This window comes from Psychrobacter sp. A3, from assembly GCF_028823565.1.
In the GTDB taxonomy this organism is placed as follows: Bacteria; Pseudomonadota; Gammaproteobacteria; order Pseudomonadales; family Moraxellaceae; genus Psychrobacter; species Psychrobacter celer.
The window spans coordinates 51,420-69,077 of sequence record NZ_JAPEHS010000001.1; the positions used below are offsets into that span (position 1 = coordinate 51,420).

Here is a 17,658-nt window from a genome sequence, read left to right on the forward strand (position 1 = left end):
AGCTGTTGTTTGAATTGGCTCTCAACGGTATAGGTGGTAATAGTGTTCATCAAGTAAAAACCAATCTAACGATGGTTGAGATTAAGCAGTGGGCGGAATACCGCTATCGCCGTGGTAGTCTAAATGTGGGTAGGCGTGTTGAGCAGGCAGTGGCCAATATGATGGCTATCTATATCAACTCTCAAGGGGGTGATATAGAAGCGCTTGAGCTCATGCCACATGAAGATGATGTGATCGTCAGCTTTGAAGGTCAGATTGAGGACACAAGCTAACAAATGTTGCTGAATTGTTTTTGATGATTTATAGTAATGCTTTTATCGCAAAAAAAGTCATTAAGGACAGAGTATGGCGAAGCTCGTTAATTGTAAAAATTGCGGTGGTTTTATCGCTAAAAATGCAGATTCCTGCCCCAGTTGTGGTGCTAGAGTTAATCGCACGTCAGTCCTTACATGGATTGCAGTGGTATTTATTGGATTTATGGTGCTTTCGGCTTTAATGGCCGGCATGTCTGACAATCCTTCACCGGGCGTAGCAGACAATAGCAGCGCTGGCGAAGTTAGCAATAATATTGCAGAAACTGACGCTACCCAATTGAACGAAGTTACTGAGGTTCAGGCAGTCCCTAACTGGATGTATGGTGAATCAGTAGATAAAATGCGTGATACTACGACATATACTGCTATAACTACATCTAGAAATAATGTTCATTTAAGTTCACCCTATAGTGGTGGTACTGACTTAAGTATTATTATTAGGCATACCGATGAACTAAATAATGAGGTCTTGTTTGTTACAAATAATGGTCAGTTATGGTGTGAATACCGAAATTGCACCATGACAGTGAAGTTTGATGATAATAGTATTGAGCAATATTCTTTATCTAGGGCTGCTGGCGGCTCAAGTGAAGCGATGTTCTTGGATGGCTCTGAAGAACTTTTTATAAACAAACTAAAAGATTCCAAAATAATGATGCTTGAAATAGGGTTTTACAATAACGGTAATCAACAGTTTACGTTCGATACTGCTGAGCTGGATTGGCAGTATTAATACGTTACGATGCTATCTAGTGTGTTTAAGAGCCTGAAAACCCAAAATGCTAGAATGGTAAAGTAATTTAGCAAACTAAAATATTTAAAGAAACCTCAGTCAGCAATGATTGGGGTTTTTTATTATCCAAAAAAAGGTGTTTATCATGGCAACAAACTCACTTGGTAGATTGACACTTGATTTGGCGGTACGCCTAAGTGAGTTTACAGATGGCTTGACCCGCGCAGAACGCGAAACCCGTGACCGTACCGAGAATATGGGTAAGTCAGTATCTAAGTTTAAAGATCAGTTGATTGAGGACCTCAGTGGCACGCCTATCGGTGGTGCTATTGACTCTCTTAACGAGCAACTTGATTCTATTTCTGATGCTTTTGGCAAAGGTGGATTAGCGGGCGCAGCGGCGGTGGGTGCTGCTTCTGTTGTAGCGTCAGTGGCGGTCATGGGTGCAAGCTTAGTAACTTTAGCACTACAGACCGCCGAAGCGGATGAGCAATTAGTAAGATTAGCAACAAGAGCGAACACGTCTACTCAAAATCTACAGGTACTAACAGCCGCTACTAAAAGTTACGGCTTAGAGATGGAAGGTGTTGGCGATATATTGGCTGACGCCCAAGAAAAGCTTGGTGAGTTTAGTGCTACCGGTGGCGGCGGCTTGGTTGACACCTTAGAGCTTATGCAAGAAGCCACTAATAAAACTGACGCGGAGCTTGAGATATTCGGTAAAAGCTTGTCAACAATGGATAGTGTCGATGCTATCCAAGCCGTCGTAGATGAAATGGAGCTGGCAGGGGCAACCACGCAAGAGGTTAGATTTGTCACTGAGTCTTTGGCTAGTGGCCTTGGCGATATCATACCTTTGTGGGATAACAACGGCGAAGCGCTCAGAAACTATGAGCGCGATCTTAATGAAGCTGGCGTCATCAGAACCAAAGAGTCTATAGAGCAATCTAAGATCTTAGCCAATGAAGTCGAAGGGCTAAAGATTAATTTTGAGGGCGTACGCAATGAGCTGGTTACTGAGGCTCTCCCGGCCATGGCGACGCTAATAGAGTACTTTAAGGAAGGCACGAAACAAGGCGGTAGCTTTAAAGACGAAGTTAGCGGCGTTGGACAAGCTATAAACATAGCCGCCGCTTCAGTAGTTGGGATAGCGGCGGGTATCGGGCAGCTCATCAATGCTTTTTCAGCAGTCGGTATGCAGATGCGCAATATTGGCCAAACCGCTGAGAACTTCTTCAGCGCAGATACTTTAGCGGATAAAGGTAAGGCTCTATTTACCGGGTTCTTCAGCGCTGGCGCTTTAGCGAGTGGCAGTATGTTGGATATATCTAGCCAGTGGGCTAGGGATATGGAAACTATAGACAAGCTATTGGATGGCGCGTCTAGCAAAATGAATAGAATCAATACACAGCGCCCTGCAATCAATAATTCATTCGGGAGTGTGTTAGGCGCAAGCGGCTCCAATGTGGCTTTTCCTTATAACAATAATGGGGTCCCTTATAGAAATGGTGCGGTAGATGCGGAGATAAAAGCTACTAGGGCCTTGGCTGATGCCGCTGAAAAAGAGGCTAAGGCTAGAGAAAGAACTGCTAAAGCAACCGCTGATGCTTCTAAATATATCCAATACGCAAACAAAGGCGCAACTCGAAATCAACGCTTAAATCCCGAGCTCGAGCAAGCATTATCTTTTTTACAAGAAGAAGGGATAGTTTTCAAAGTGAATTCAGGCGGTCAGCCTGGTAAAGGATCAGGTGGTAAGCGAGTTGGCTCTACTGCGCATGACCATGGCTATGCCGCTGATGGTGATCTATATAAGGGTGGTAAAAAACTAGACTGGAATAACTCTAAAGATTTACCACTGCTAAAAGCTATCGTTGAAGAGGCCGCCGCACGTGGCATCAACGGTATCGGTGCTGGTAATGATTATATGGGCGCTGGGCGCTTTCACTTTGGTATTCAGCAAAACGCAGCGGCTTGGGGCAAAGATGGCAAAGGGGTCAATGCGCCAGGATGGCTAAAGGCGGCGCATAGCGCTGGCATGTCTCGTAAATCTTCAGGTACGTTTTATGGCAAAGCTTTAGCGCAAGATGCCAAGATTGCTGAACAAGCTCAGCGCGAACAAGCAAGACTCGCTGCAGAAGCATTGCGCCAGCAAGAAGCGATTGAACGCGCTCAACTCTCTATCGTCAATCAATACGCAAGTGATAAAGAGAAAATCGAGCTTGATCATATCGCTCGTGTTGAAAGTATAGAAGAAGCTTACGCCGAAGGCTCTGCTGAGCGAGCTAAGTATTTGGCACGCGAAGAAGAACGCTACGCTAAAGAAAAAAACGCAGCAGCTCTATCTATCATGGAGAGATACCAAGGCGAGGAGCAGCGCATCCATGCCAGGCATCAAAAAGCACTCAAAGAAATCGAAGCCGCCAACATCAAAGATGATAGCGTGCGTCAAATGTATGTTGATATGCAGAACGCGGCTTATCAAAAGGACTTAGATAACTTTAAGTTTGCATCAGAGGCCAAGGCTCGTGCTCAGGACAAAATGTATCAATCCATTGCTGATAGCGCCCGTGCAGGCGGTATAAACGCGCTAAGCACTGGCAAAGATAGCATGATGCAGCGCACATTAAACGATGAAGAGTATCAAGAGTGGCGCTTGAATCAAGATTATGTAGAGGGTTTTGACTCTATTAATAATCAGTATAAATCCCGCGAAAGTGAGATTAACGCTGTCGATGAGCGTGGCAATTATGCGCTGCCTGAGCTTGAGCGCTTTGAGTTATTGGAGATTGCCAAGCAAGAGCATCTAGATAAGATGTGGGCGCTAGAGCAGGAGTATGCGTTAAGAGATAAGACACTAGCAGAACAGCAGGCAGCACACCGCGTTTCTCTTTATCAAGGGTTGTTCAGCGGACTTGCTGGCTTAACCAAGGCTTTTTTTGGAGAGCAGTCAGCGGCTTATCGGGCTATGTTTGCGATTGAAAAAGGCTTTGCTATTGCGAGTGCAGCACTAAGCATACAAGAATCTATAGGTAAGGCAATGGCAGCGGGAGTAACGCCAGTTGATAAAGCTGCCTATGTTGCTGAGGCTGTAGCTTCAGGTACCACACTAATGAGTAACATCGCAAGTATTGCTGCTCCTGCAGGTATCGCCCACGGCGGGCTAGATTATGTGCCAAAAGAATCTACTTACTTACTCGATAAGGGTGAGCGCGTATTATCGCCTAAGCAAAATAAAGACTTTACCGACTTCATGAAAAGCAGTCAAAAAAATGCCAGTGAGTTAAATATCAATGTCATGGTTGATGCAAAGGGCAATAGCTCAATACAAGGCGATAATGAGCGTATAGGGCGCGATATGGCTAACGGTATCAAAGCCGTAGTCATGGACGTTATGCGTAAAGAAAAACGTCAGGGAGGTATGCTGTATGGCACTTAGAACGTTTGACTGGTGTGTTGATGCAGGAGCAACACGCACCACCGCATTAAAAACTAATACCGTGCAATTTGGTGATGGTTACGATCAGGTATCGAGCTTTGGTATCAACAATGTGCGCGAAACATGGCAGGTCACAAAGACTGCCTACAAATCTGAGATTGATGCCATTCATAACTTTTTGATTGAACACAAGGGCGTTACGCCGTTTTATGCAACGATTGCAGGTGATACTAAGACGTATCGAACTGAGGGCGAGCCAAGCACGGCGCACATAGGCGGCAAAGTATGGCGAATATCCTTTAATCTAAAACAAGTATTTATACCGTAGGAGTATATCATGGCAGTACAAATACCAGACCCTGGCACCGGCAACGGACAAACAGGCGATAACGAGTATGTGTTTCGCAAAAAAGTGCGAGATAACTTTAGCGACCAGAATAATGCGGCTAGTCGAGAGGTTGGTACAACAAGCGGCACAGTGCCAATAATTACAAATGAGGCAGGTATTGGTGGTAGCGGCTGGGGTGTGCCTCGTCCAAGAGGTGGCTCTTGGGATGCAAGTAAAACACTTGCTGAGCAAATCCAAGAAAAACAAATCCGCGTCTTTTCTTATAACGACACAACTTCTGACACGCAAAAACTAAAAGACATAACAGGCAAAAATCAAGTTGCGGGGACATTTTTGTCACTTGGCTATGATGCGACTCACCCAAAAGTGATGTTTTTTAACTATTTGACGCATGATATGTTTATCGGTGACTCAGGCTCAAGCGCGACCGATTTACAATGGAAACAAATTGTCGTCAATGGCGCAAACTCAATATACGCGCAGACGACAGCATCTGGCGCAAATGTGGTTGTTGACAATACCGGTAAAATCATGCGCTCAACATCATCTGAGCGCTACAAAAACATTATTGCCGACCTAGAGCTTGATGACGCAGCGTATGACAACGCAATGCAACTAGCACCGATCATCTATCGCTCAACTGCCGATGCGGACAACCCTAACTATCATTACTACTCATTTAGTGCTGAGGCGTTGGGTGCGTATGACCCAGCATTTACGCTATGGCGCGATACTGAGACTGTCACAGATGCGGATGGCAATGTAACTGAGCAGATGCTTGACGAGCGAGTGGCCGAGGGCATTAACTTAAACGCTATCGTTGCGTTTTTACACGCAACAAACATCAAGCAGGGCAAATTGATTGCTGACTTAGAGCGCAGATTGTCTGAACTAGAGGCAGCACCGGAGGTCTAAATGCTATCAAGCGACTTGCAAAAACTATCGGTCGCAGGGCTGGTTACACTCTACGAGCTAGATGCGACCAATCTCGGCGCTGGTATATTTAGATGGCATGGCCACATGTCGCATGAGGATTGGCAGCACATCTACCGCTATACAGATGCATCGCGCTATACAGATATGACACGCCACACTGACCCAGTTGGCCGTGAAGATATCATACGCCGCAATATCATCTGGGCGGGTCAAACCTACTCACCCATGCCAATCAAATCAGACGGCTTAGAGATGCGAGGGGACGGCAAGGCATCAACGCCTAGTCTTGCACTAGCAAACAATATTGACGGGCTGCAAGGCGCTGTTAGTGCTCTTTGTTTGCAATACGATGATTTTGCAGGCGCTAAATTAACTGTCATCAACACAATGGCGAAATACCTAGACGCTGATAACTTTGGCGAGGGCAATCCTAGCGCAAGTCCTAATGAGTACCGTAAACAGGTGTGGTTTGTGGAGCAAAAAACCAGCGAGAACGCCAGTGCGGTTACGTTTGAATTGTCTAATCCCGTTGATTTTGAGGGGGCTAAGATACCAAGCCGAGACATTACCAGTTTTTGCCATTGGAGTGTCCACGGCCGCTATCGTGGCGAGGAGTGCGCCTATCGAGGCACTGCTATGTTTGATGCTGAGGGTAATCCAACAGACGACCCGTCAAAAGACGTTTGCGGTGCAAGGCTGACGGATTGCCGCATCAGAAACAACGAAGGTCGCTACGGCGGATTTCCAAGCTCTTCATTAATCAAGGGATAGATATGCTAACAAAGACGATCAAAGCCGCTATTATCGCCCATGCTAATACTGAATATCCGCGTGAAGCGTGTGGCGTTATCGTGAACGGCGAGTATATACCCTGCACCAACATATCGCCAGATGATACTCAGTTTGAAATCGACCCAATGGATATTGTCGGTGCATCAAAAGAAGGCGAAATAGTGGCATACGTGCATAGTCACCCCGACGGCAATACCAAGCCGAGTATGCCCGACCGTGTGCAGATGAATTTACATGGTCTGCCGTGGATAATTACAAACGGTACTGACGTTGAGCTGCACGAGCCTGACGGCTATCAAGCCCCACTACTAGGGCGTGAGTATCATCATGGGGTTATGGACTGCTACACGCTCATACAAGACTACTATCAACGTGAGCTTGGCATAACACTCAGCAACTATGAGCGCACAGACGCATGGTGGGAGGATAAAGACAGCAAGCCTTTGTACCTTGATGGTTTTAAAAGAGAGGGCTTTGTCGAAGTCGATACAATCCAAAAGCATGATTTGATACTGTGCCGATTGGGGCGTACAGAACACGTTAATCACGCCTTGGTTTTTATCGGTGATGGTACGCTCAAATCTGAGCGCACAGACGATGTTATCGGTAATGACTTGGTGTTGCACCACCCATACGGCAGAGAGTCGCTACGTGAGATATACGGCGAGCAATGGCAGCGTAGAGCAGCAATTATCATCAGACACAAGTCGCTCATGTAGCGGCTTTTTTTATGGGCGCAATTTATGAAAACTATCATGCTGCATGGTCAGCTAAAACAATTTGGCGAGCAATTCAGTCTAAATGTCGATAGTGCAGCAGAGGCGTGTCACGCGCTATCATGCCAATTACCTGAGTTTAAAAAATTTATGCTAACCGCTGAGCAGGACGGTATGCGCTTTGCGGTGTTTTTAGATGAAGTAAACGAGCAGGGCAACATCGGTGAGCGCGACATAGCCAACCATACAGGCGCAAGTATTATTCATATCGTACCGCGCATCATGGGCGCTGGTGGTGATGCGTTTGGGTGGCTGCAAGTGATAGCGGGTGCTGCATTGGTTGGTCTTAGCTTTACGCCGTTTGGTGCAGGTTGGGCTATGGGCGCAGGTATCGGCTTAATGGTAGGCGGTGCTGCTAGTTTGCTTATGCCCACACCTGAGATTGAAAACCAAGACGAGGACGGTAACAGGGCAAACTACGGCTTTGGTGGTGCAGTAACGACAGTGGCGCAAGGCAATCCAGTACCTATTTTATACGGTGAACGCTACATTGGCGGGTTTATTTGCTCGGCAGGTATCTACACAGAGGACAATCAATAATGACAGCTATCGCAGTTAAAGGCGCTAAAAAAGGTCAGGATAAGCCACGCCGCCCATCTATTGCTAAAGACTCAGTAGCCTCTACCAGTACGGCAAAATTGCTATACGGATTGGCTGAGGGCGAAGTATGGGGCTTGGTCGATGGTGGTAAATCAATCCGTCTTGACGGTACGCCACTGCTAGACGATAACGGCAGCCCAAACTTTGAAGGCGTAACGTGGGACTTTAGACACGGCACAAACGAGCAGGATTATATTAAAGGCTTTCCTGATGTCAGCAATGAGACTGGCATCGGTGTTGAGCTTAAAAGCTCGCAGCCTTGGATTAAAACCTTTACCGATACTCAATTATCAGCCGTCCGCGTGCGTTTTAAGTGGAACCGTCTGTCTAAAACCAATCCCGATAATGGTGATGTGACAGGTTATAAGATTGACTATGCAATCGACCTGCAAACAGATGGCGGCGCATATCAAGAAGTCTTAAAAACCAAGATTGAAGATAAAACATCAGCAGGTTATGAGCGCACCCACCGTATCGACTTGCCAAAAGCCACGACTGGTTGGCAGATACGTGTGCGCCGTATCACGCCTAACGACCCTAGTGAGTACGTGCAAGACACGATGATGATTGATGCGGTCGCCGAGGTCATTGATGTTAAATTGCGCTACCCAAACACCGCCTTGCTGGGCGTACAATACAACGCTGAGACATTTAGCAGTATTGCCAAGCTAGAGGCTCATGTCCGTGGCTCAATTATCCGCGTACCTAGCAACTATGATGCCGAAACGCGTACCTATACTGGCATTTGGGACGGTACGTTTAAAGATGCGTACTCAAACAACCCTGCATGGGTTTACTATGATTTGTGTCGCCAGTGGCGCTACGGTCTAGGCGATAGACTAGATGCGACAATGATTGATAAGTGGTCGCTATACACGCTCGGCCAATACTGTGATGAAATGGTATCGGACGGTCAAGGCGGTCTTGAGCCGCGCTTTACGTGTAATGTCTATTTGCAAAAACAAGCCGATGCTTATCAAGTATTATCTAACATCGCTGGCATATTTCGCGGTATGTCATATTGGAATGGCGAGAAAATATTTGCTGATGCAGACGTACCGCAAGACCCTGTTTACACCTTTAGCCGCGCAAACGTCATTGACGGTCAGTTTGAATATACTGGCACACGAGCGCGTGACCGTCATACTCTAGCAAAAGTTGCTTGGGACAACCCATTAAACAGCTATCAGACAGAGTATGAGTATGTCCGTGACGAAAAGGCGATGGCGAAGCTGGGTGTCAAGGTTTTAGAGCTGAATGCCTTTGGTTGTACCAGTCAAGCACAGGCACAGCGAGCAGGGCTTTGGGCACTCAAAACTGAGCAGCTAGAAACACGACAAGTATCATTTGGTACTGGCCTTGATGCGGTCAAAAATATCGAGGTCGGCAATGTCATCAATGTATCAGACGAGCTATTTGCAGGTCGTGCCAACGGTGGTCGTGTATCAACCGTAAATGATACTCAACGCATTATAGAGCTTGATAGAGAGGTCGTGGCTGCTGCTGGTGATGTGCTTATCATCAATAGCGGAAACGGCAAATCTGAGCGCCGCAATATTAGCTACGTCAACGGCAATCGCATTACGGTCACGGCTGGATTTACTGGCGCTGAGCCTGAGCACGTTTGGGCGATTGAAACTACTGATTTAAAACTCATGCGTTTCCGCGTCATGTCTATCACGCAAAATGATGACGTGACATTTAATATCACTGCAATACAGCACGAGCCACAAAAATATGATGCTGTCGATTTTGGTACAGACGTAAAACCAACCGACATTACTATCGTCAATCCTGAGACTGTGGACGCACCAGAGAGCGTGACAATCACTAGCCGTCACCGTGTCGTGCAAGGTCAGACAATAACAACACTTGTCATCGGCTGGGCGCAAGTTAAAGATGCAGTCGCGTATGATGTGGAATGGCGTAAGGACGATGGTAGCTGGATTAAAGTGCCGCGCACAGGTAACGTATCAGTTGAGATTGAGGGTGTGTATAGCGGCAACTATACGGCTCGTGTGCGTGCTGTCAGTGCGTTTGATGTGCAGTCACAGCCTACTACGTCAATACTGACGGCAGTTAAAGGCAAGGTAGGATTGCCACCTAAAATTGTCGGATTGACCGCCACAGGCGTGTTGTTTGGTATGGATTTAAAGTGGGGCTTCCAAGCAGGCTCAGGCGATGCGGACTACACCGAGATACAGGTCGGCAGTGCGCCTAATGTCAACGTAGCAACGCTAGGTCAGTACAGCTACCCCACAAACAGTCATACAGTGACAGGCTTGCAAGGCAATCTCAAGCAGTCATATCGTGCGCGTTTGGTTGATAAGCTAGGCTTTAAATCACCTTGGTCAGCATGGGTGACAGGTACGACAGACGCTAATGCTGACAAAGTGATGGATTTGATACAGGGTCAGATTGATGAGAGTAGTCTCAATGAGTCGCTAACAACCAAAATCGGCAAAATTGAAACTAACGAGCTGGCAATCAGTCAAGAAACGCAAGATCGTATTGATGCAATCACTCAGTCAAACCAAGCGATTACCGCTGAGCGCAATGCGCGTACTGATGCAATTGCTCAATCAGCACTTGAGCAACAGCAGCAATTACAAGCAACCGCTGATGCGCTCGCAAATGACATTAACACAGTCACGGCTGCTCAATCTGAAACCGATAATCAGCTTGCGAGTATTAAAGAGCGTCAACAAACAATCATCAATGAAAGCGGAGTCCAAGCAGAACAGCTCGATTATCTGTCATCAGAGATGAGCTTTGGTTATACCGATGCCACCAAGTACACGGATAAATCGCGTGCGTCAGTATGGAGCTTTGCCAAAACCATTGCTCATGCTGATTATGTGAATGCTGAGTCTATCCGCGCCTTGTCCGCTGACTATCAAAATTCATCTGCCAGCTTTAATGAGCGCATCAGTTTGAATGTCACCGCAAACCAAGCGGTCGCACAGCAAGTCACTAACTTATCAGCGCAAATGGTTGGCGGTTATACCGGCGATGATGTGACGCAAATCACCTCAGGGTTATTGCATCAAGAGCGTCAAGCAACCGCGACGCGCTTTGAGGGCTTAGCTCAGCAAATCAGCTTAATATCTGCTGGGGTTGGTGAACAGTTTGACCCGTATCAGATCTGGCATTTTGATAGCAGCCGCGACGGTTGGACAGCGGGCACTTATGCGAGCGGCTGGTTGAATGTGCGCACAGAAACCATCAGCAGTCCTGCATTTGAGTTGAATGGCAACGGCTATCATCATGTCAAGATGCGCATACAACGTAAGCAATCTCCAACATGGGGCGGTCTGATTACTTGGTCGGGCGGCAGCTTGGTCATTGATGAGCCTGATTTTGATATAAACAACATTGCCACGCTCGACATTGATGTGCCGTGGTCAGGCATCATCAACGGGTTTAGCTTGAAACTGGCGTCAAGCGCAGACAATTTGAACTACTATGCGATTGACTGGATAGCAGTTGGGCGTCCGTCACCCGGCGCATCCAGCGCCGCGCTTTTAAGAGAGGAGCAAACCCGCGCAAACCAAGTGATGGCGCTCACCCAAGCTAATAGTGCCCTTGATAGCAAGCTAAATACCAAAGTATCGCAGTTATCGTCTGCTATTACTGAAAACATGCAAACGCTCACGACAGAACAGCAATCGCAAGCGGATCGCATTACCTCACTCGATAGCAAATTTAGCAACGATATTGGCAATCTGTCTTCTAACATCACCGATGTTAATAGCACGCTGACCAATGAGCTTGGTGCGCAAGCTGAACAAATCAACACCATGGTTGCTGATTATAAGCCGCGCTATACCGATGCATCACGCTATACCGATGCATCACGCTCAATGCAGTGGACGTATGCTAAAACGGTGGCGCGTGATAATTATGCAACTAATGAGCGAATTACCAACCTACAATCTGAGGTTGCAGACAGTAATGCTCAAATAACGCAAAGTCTAAGTACGCTTGCGAATAAAGATGAGGCACTTGCGTCCGATGTGTCTACGCTTAGAGCATCTACACTCGCTGCTAAATCGACTGCAGACGAAGCATTAGGCAAGGCCAACACCGCGACAAGTAATATCGCCACGATACAAACCGAGCTGACAGCAACAACGTCAAAAGCCAATGCAACGGCAAGCTCAGTTAGCACTTTGCAAACTACTGTGGCAGGTAATACTGCGTCCATTCAAACATCCAACCAAGTCATTGACGGGCTTCGCGCTCAATCAACGACTGTGCTTGATGTAAATGGCTACGTGGTTGGCACTGGGACCTATAACGACGGCAAGACTGGTACATTTGCTGTTAGAGCGGATGAGTTTTATATCGGCTCACCTAATGGCAGTAAGTCCCTAGGGTTCGTGCATTATGAAACAGCGCAAGAGATTAATGGCGTGATTATCCCCATAGGCACGTACCTAAGAAACGCTTACATAGCCAATGGTGCAATTACACTGGCTAAGATTGATACAGCAACCATCACATCATTGTCAGCATTATCAGCCACTATCGGACACTTTAAATCTGCGCCAACTGGTGCCAGACTTGAGATTAAAGATAGCTTACTGAGCGTTTACGATGCTAACAATAAACTGCGCGTTCGACTGGGGTTATGGTAATGGCACAAGGATTACAAGTATTTAACGAGCTGGGGAGTATCGTCTTTGATACCAACACAAAGACGATTACGGTTTTAGAAAGGTTTAAAATCACCCCAAATATGGATAGAACGTTTACTCACCCATTATTAGCTAGTGATGCGCCTTTCTACCTCATCACGCCTGTTGCTACTGGCAATCTTATCGATCAGATCACTGTCACAAAGTTAAGCAACGGATTTAGAGTGCAAACCAACAACCTGAGAATGTCCAACGGCAACTTATACCCGAATGCTAATTTTTTAGAAATAACGATAGGGGTTTACTGATGCCAAGCGGATTTGAGGTTTATGGCGATAACGGCACTGTGCAAGCGTCTGATAAACACTATGATTTAAGCCGCAGTCGTGCTCAAAAGTACAGTGGCTCACTTACGTTCCACGACAAAATTTACGCGATAGAGCCTGACAACACGAAAGGCGTTAATGTTAAGTTTGTAGAAGACCCGCCCGTTTTGACGCAAGCGGTTCAAGGCGACGGCACACTACATATCTTTGAGTTTGGCCATGTCCCAAAGGGTAAGATGGGCCTTGAAGTGTATGACGAAGCAGGCTTGCTCACATTTTCATCTGACCTTAGAAGTTGTAATGTCATTGATTTTATCGACATACCCAACTATGAAAACATGAGTGGGTCTAATGGCACTTTATTCACCAAAGACTATGGTGTGAGTAGGTTTGCAATCATACCGATTCGCATACCATTCATGGCGTTAGCGTCAGAAAATATTAATACGCACCATTTAGGGACGCTAAGTTTTATAAAAAACAGCACCAGGTTAGAGATACGTAGAGTAATCAGCGAAAGAGACTACCTACCATCTTTTGTGGGGTTTGTTTATCCTAAACGCCTAAGCTTCGCTGTTATCGATGTTACTAACTTTTAAGAGAGATTTGATATGAAATGTCTACTATTAACAGCGTTATTGGTTGGTGGATGCGCTACCACCAATCAACCTACTATGCAAGACGCTATCGATATTCAGTTGCAGCGCGATTTTGAGAAAGAGCAGCAAAAGCGTGTACAGGATATTATCAATGACAATATTATACAAAGCCAAATAATCTAAATACCTCGCCAAATAATTATTACCGCCCCTAAAAGGGGATTTTTTATATCTAAAATTTGAGGAGAGACGATGCCAAACAACATGCCATTTTGGGACATAGTGCTGCTAAAGATGCTCACATATCTGCCCAAAGTCTTTGCTGCCGTCATCGGTGCTATCTTTGGGCTTATGCTCAGTGGTGACATCGGCAAAGACGGTAAAATAAAAATTAATATGTCGGTCATCGTCAAGTTTACGATTGCTGTAACGATCTCATTATTCGGTGGCCAAGCACATATTGAGTTCATGGGATATCAAGATTACAGCGTGATGGCGCAGGGTGCCATTATGCTGGGCTGGGCAGTATTCGGCATGTTGGCGATTGGCGTTTTTTATCAGTCAGTTGCTCTATTGCAGGGCAAACCACTATCAGCAGTCATCAAAGAAATCAAAGATGCGGCTTTTGCGATTTTTGGTAAATAAATAGGAGTAAGATCATGCGATTTAATCTGATCAAAACAGCACGTCAGCTGACAAACATCGCTATCAAAAACAGCGAGATTGTCCAGCCGTATGTCAAACCACGACATTACCGACGCGGACTACTCGCACTCAATGCGCTGCATTATGCGTTACGCATCGCAAACAACAAATAACAACTCGCATTAATCACAGCCCCATATTTGGGGCTTTTTTAATGTCTAAAATAAGGTATAGGCTATGAGCATTTACGACATGATTTTTGATAGATTGATGGACCATGAGGGCGGTTATGTCAACCATCCGAACGACCCTGGTGGCGAAACAATGTATGGTGTCACTAAGCGAGTAGCACAAGCACACGGCTACTGGGGAGACATGCGGAAGTTGCCCAAATCTCTTGCAAAACAAATCACAGAGCAGTCATACTATAAAGCAGTAAAAGGTGATCAACTCGATCGCTTGATTGCATGGCAGTTAACAGATGCGGCATACAATCATGGCAAACGCCAAGCTGTTAAATTTTTACAGCGTGCAGTTGGAGCCAGTGCAGATGGTTTGATTGGCCCACGTACATTGGCGGCAGTTGCAGCGATGGATAAGAATGATGTGGTATTATTATTCAATGCTGAGCGCTTAGAATTCTTTACCAACCTGCGTATCTGGCAAACTTTTGGCAAAGGATGGGCGCGGCGTATCGCTAAAAACTTACGTTATGCAGCTGTAGATAATTAAATCTGTGACACGATTTTTGACAGCCTACCATTAATAACTATCACATCTAATCACATTGTGTTATCGTAAGTCATTGATTTTAATAAGCCTTGATTTGATAGCGTGTGATAGTATTTGATGTAATCGGGTTCAACTCCCGCCATCTCCACCAAATATTTTAAAGAAAGTCAGTCACTTAGGTGGCTGACTTTTTTTTATGACATGATTTTGACAGGTTTTGATAAGAATAAGCACTTAATTTATAGGCGTAATATGATAAATACACGCGGTTACGAAAAGTAAGCACGGGGCATATTGTTTACTCAGAACAGTCATACTGTAATAACTATAGCTGATTTTATATTGGCGCAAATGTTAAATATGGACGTTGGTATGGAGGGAGAGTATCCCACATTCTGTGTAACTGCCATTTAGATTAAATGCTTACTAATACGGTCATCAAACATAATCATAAAGCGATTCAAAGCAGACGTCCAGTGTTGACTCGGCATCGACCACCTCGAAGATGCCTGCTGGATGGCTAAATACACCACTTTAAATGCAGCCTGATCAGATGGGAACACCTTACGTTTATTCACCGCCGTCCGAATCACACTGTTTAGCGACTCTATCGCATTGGTGGTATAAATCACTTTTCTGATGTCTTTAGGGTAGCCAAAGAACACCGTTAAGCCCTCCCAGTTATTACGCCAAGACTTGATGACATGCGGATACTCCTTGCCCCAAGTCTCATCAAAGTGCTCAAGATTGGCCTCTGCTATCTCAAGCGTATCAGCGCCGTAGATAGCCTTTAAATTTCTTATCCGTCCACGGTACTTTTTAAGCCGTCAACACAGGCAATGAGGGTATCTTGTACCCCGCGGTTTTGTAGCTCAGTGAGTACGCCAAGCCAGAACTTAGCGCCTTCATTCTCTGAGAGCCACATACCAAGCAGCTCTTTTTTACCATCAAGTCCCACGCCTAGCGCCAGATAGATAGCCTTGTTGATGATCTGCTTGTCTTGACGTATATTCACGACGATGCAGTCCAAATAGACGATAGGATAGACACTACTCAGCGGACGGTTCTGCCAAGCGGTGATGTCGTCTAATATATTATCGGTGACTCTTGAAACCAAGCTGCTTGAGATGTCGACATCGTAGAGCTCTTTAATGCTCTCTACAATCTCGGTGGTGGTTTGACCCTTGGCGTATGAGCGAGGATCAGCAAGTGTCTGGCAGATACTTGCCCGAAGCGCAAGACGTCAGGCTATGCCTGTAGTGACGATATGATTTTATCATCGAGACCTGAGATACGGGTTTAATACTTGCGCACGAGTGCAGGTTCAAAGCTGCTCATACTGCTGGCCATTTGCTCGGCCAGTTTCTTAATGTCAGATTGAGTCGTCATTGCTTATTCTCCGGTTAGTGGATTATAAGCAGTTACACAAAGTTTGGGAAACTCTCGACTATTTTTAATCGTGCTCTAGTCATGTTTTAGTCGTGTTTTGGTTTTAGTCATGACGCCAATAGACTTTTACCACCATATCGCTTCGCTCCAGATGCAATCTGTTTTTGAGCCGTTTACGCAAGGCTTTGGCTGTACTCGCTTCTAATGCACCCCAAACCTTGTCGATGACTAAAGGCTGCTGAGCTAAATAATCGCCAAGCTTATTATCGATAAGCGTCGCCAAATCAGCACCTGCGTTTGTTTTAGCGGTCACTATAGGCACAATCGTAAAATTGCTTTTAACCTCAGAGTTTCGTTTAACCTCATCAAAATAAGCTTGGTCGCCTGTGTCCCCGGTGATACAAAGTACCAGTGGCGGCAAAGGGTTGTCCCAAAGCTCAAGCAGGCGCGCCACTGTCGGTATTGAGGTCTCATCGGCAATAAGTAACGCTTGTCCTTCTTGCAAATGCTCAATTTTTTCGGGGACTTCACGCTTGGTCAGTACGGTATCGCCTGCTTGTAGCGACTTGGCCCAAACACCGCCTGAAGTGTCACCATGCAAAAACACATCGACCCATGCGTGTCTACCCGTATCTGTCTGCCATGCTTTTCTGAGCGTGTAATAGCAGTGTGGTCGCGGTGTCTTTATGTTATCCCTTTTCTGACTATCCTGAATATTATGTTCCAAGTCGAACAAATAAGCATAGCCTGGCTCATTAATGGGCATAGGGCTTGAATTGGATTGGTTAGCGGCAGCAGTGTCAGCATCGTTATCTGCATTTTGAGAAGTGCTGGAATCAGGAAGGCTAAGCTCAAGGCGGAGCATGTTTTTGCTTACCATAGTACTGCTCTGTACGCTAAATGCCTGCTTGGTCAGCTTAATGGTTTTTTTGCCAAGCTTTTTATCGACTCTTTGTTTGAGCAAAATATACTGAGTTTGTAAGTCTTCAAGCTGGGTAATAAAGGTGGTAAACGGAATAAAGATTAGCTGATTTTGCGAGACTTGCTTTTGTGATGTAGTAGAGCGACTGTCTAAAGGTTTAGGCTGAGCTTGTAGAGCGAAGCCTTCGGCATAAATAGCGCTTAGCTGCAGGTTGAGCTTATCAAGCTCAGCTTCGGAGCGGTCAGTAACAACACTAGCAAAAGCAATGAGCTCATCGAGATGCTCTTCGTTAAGATGAGTGATGATATCAGTCAGTTCAGGCACTTGTATCGGGGTATACGGCTCTTGAGGAGAACGGTTGTCTTTAGAGACTGCAGAGGAATTAACCATAGAATACTCACGTATAAAAAATTACCAGTACGTTAATGATAATTGTTTTTGTTATCATTTACGAGTAAAATCGTTT

At 45.8% G+C, this 17,658-nt stretch carries 16 protein-coding genes and 1 pseudogene; 15 read left to right on the forward strand and 2 right to left on the reverse strand.

Translation table 11 applies throughout. The features are described from left to right. Positions 1 to 5 precede the first annotated feature (5 nt). The 15 genes from NK638_RS00330 (at position 6) to NK638_RS00400 (ending at position 14,881) form a co-directional block, all read left to right on the forward strand. Positions 6 to 272 (forward strand): hypothetical protein, encoded by a 267-nt coding sequence (locus NK638_RS00330; RefSeq protein ID WP_274631462.1) that lies wholly within the window; start codon positions 6 to 8, stop codon positions 270 to 272. 73 nt (positions 273 to 345) lie between these two features. Continuing rightward, positions 346 to 1,047 carry a hypothetical protein gene (locus tag NK638_RS00335; protein ID WP_274631463.1) on the forward strand — a complete coding sequence of 234 codons (702 nt, stop codon included), beginning with the start codon at positions 346 to 348 and terminating at the stop codon, positions 1,045 to 1,047. Between the two features lie 145 nt (positions 1,048 to 1,192). Continuing rightward, entirely contained in the window at positions 1,193 to 4,486 is a 3,294-nt protein-coding gene (locus NK638_RS00340) for a hypothetical protein (RefSeq protein ID WP_274631464.1), read from the forward strand. Beyond that, positions 4,476 to 4,814, forward strand: a complete 339-nt coding sequence (locus tag NK638_RS00345) for a phage tail protein (RefSeq protein WP_274631465.1) — start codon at positions 4,476 to 4,478, stop codon at positions 4,812 to 4,814. Before NK638_RS00340 ends, NK638_RS00345 begins: the two co-directional genes overlap by 11 nt. A gap of 9 nt (positions 4,815 to 4,823) precedes the next feature. Further along, a complete protein-coding gene (locus NK638_RS00350) occupies positions 4,824 to 5,750 on the forward strand; it encodes a hypothetical protein (RefSeq protein ID WP_274631466.1) in 927 nt (308 codons plus the stop codon). After that, positions 5,751 to 6,542: a phage minor tail protein L gene (locus NK638_RS00355; RefSeq protein ID WP_274631467.1), complete on the forward strand. Its 792-nt coding sequence runs from the start codon at positions 5,751 to 5,753 to the stop codon at positions 6,540 to 6,542. A gap of 2 nt (positions 6,543 to 6,544) precedes the next feature. Beyond that, positions 6,545 to 7,282: a C40 family peptidase gene (locus NK638_RS00360; protein ID WP_274631468.1), complete on the forward strand. Its 738-nt coding sequence runs from the start codon at positions 6,545 to 6,547 to the stop codon at positions 7,280 to 7,282. 24 nt (positions 7,283 to 7,306) lie between these two features. Further along, positions 7,307 to 7,879 (forward strand): tail assembly protein, encoded by a 573-nt coding sequence (locus tag NK638_RS00365; protein ID WP_274631469.1) that lies wholly within the window; start codon positions 7,307 to 7,309, stop codon positions 7,877 to 7,879. Continuing rightward, the gene (gene gpJ / locus NK638_RS00370; protein ID WP_274631470.1) at positions 7,879 to 12,579 is read left to right on the forward strand and encodes a host specificity protein J; all 4,701 of its coding nucleotides are present in this window, start codon (positions 7,879 to 7,881) and stop codon (positions 12,577 to 12,579) included. The genes NK638_RS00365 and gpJ overlap by 1 nt, the downstream gene beginning before the upstream one ends. Beyond that, positions 12,579 to 12,887, forward strand: a complete 309-nt coding sequence (locus tag NK638_RS00375) for a hypothetical protein (RefSeq protein ID WP_274631471.1) — start codon at positions 12,579 to 12,581, stop codon at positions 12,885 to 12,887. Before gpJ ends, NK638_RS00375 begins: the two co-directional genes overlap by 1 nt. Next, positions 12,887 to 13,504 carry a hypothetical protein gene (locus NK638_RS00380; protein ID WP_274631472.1) on the forward strand — a complete coding sequence of 206 codons (618 nt, stop codon included), beginning with the start codon at positions 12,887 to 12,889 and terminating at the stop codon, positions 13,502 to 13,504. The genes NK638_RS00375 and NK638_RS00380 overlap by 1 nt, the downstream gene beginning before the upstream one ends. Positions 13,505 to 13,516: 12 nt before the next feature. Then, a complete protein-coding gene (locus NK638_RS00385) occupies positions 13,517 to 13,687 on the forward strand; it encodes a hypothetical protein (RefSeq protein ID WP_274631473.1) in 171 nt (56 codons plus the stop codon). A 69-nt stretch (positions 13,688 to 13,756) separates the two neighbouring features. Then, the gene (locus NK638_RS00390; RefSeq protein ID WP_274631474.1) at positions 13,757 to 14,149 is read left to right on the forward strand and encodes a hypothetical protein; all 393 of its coding nucleotides are present in this window, start codon (positions 13,757 to 13,759) and stop codon (positions 14,147 to 14,149) included. Positions 14,150 to 14,163: 14 nt separating this feature from the next. Beyond that, the gene (locus NK638_RS00395) at positions 14,164 to 14,322 is read left to right on the forward strand and encodes a hypothetical protein (RefSeq protein WP_274631475.1); all 159 of its coding nucleotides are present in this window, start codon (positions 14,164 to 14,166) and stop codon (positions 14,320 to 14,322) included. Between the two features lie 64 nt (positions 14,323 to 14,386). Next, positions 14,387 to 14,881 carry a glycoside hydrolase family 108 protein gene (locus NK638_RS00400; protein ID WP_274631476.1) on the forward strand — a complete coding sequence of 165 codons (495 nt, stop codon included), beginning with the start codon at positions 14,387 to 14,389 and terminating at the stop codon, positions 14,879 to 14,881. A gap of 410 nt (positions 14,882 to 15,291) precedes the next feature. On the opposite strand, the pseudogene NK638_RS00405 reads toward NK638_RS00400, so the two are convergent. Next, positions 15,292 to 16,073: pseudogene (locus NK638_RS00405) on the reverse strand (IS256 family transposase); the annotation flags it as partial. A gap of 300 nt (positions 16,074 to 16,373) precedes the next feature. Continuing rightward, positions 16,374 to 17,582: an SIP domain-containing protein gene (locus NK638_RS00410; RefSeq protein ID WP_274631477.1), complete on the reverse strand. Its 1,209-nt coding sequence runs from the start codon at positions 17,580 to 17,582 to the stop codon at positions 16,374 to 16,376. Positions 17,583 to 17,658: the final 76 nt, after the last annotated feature.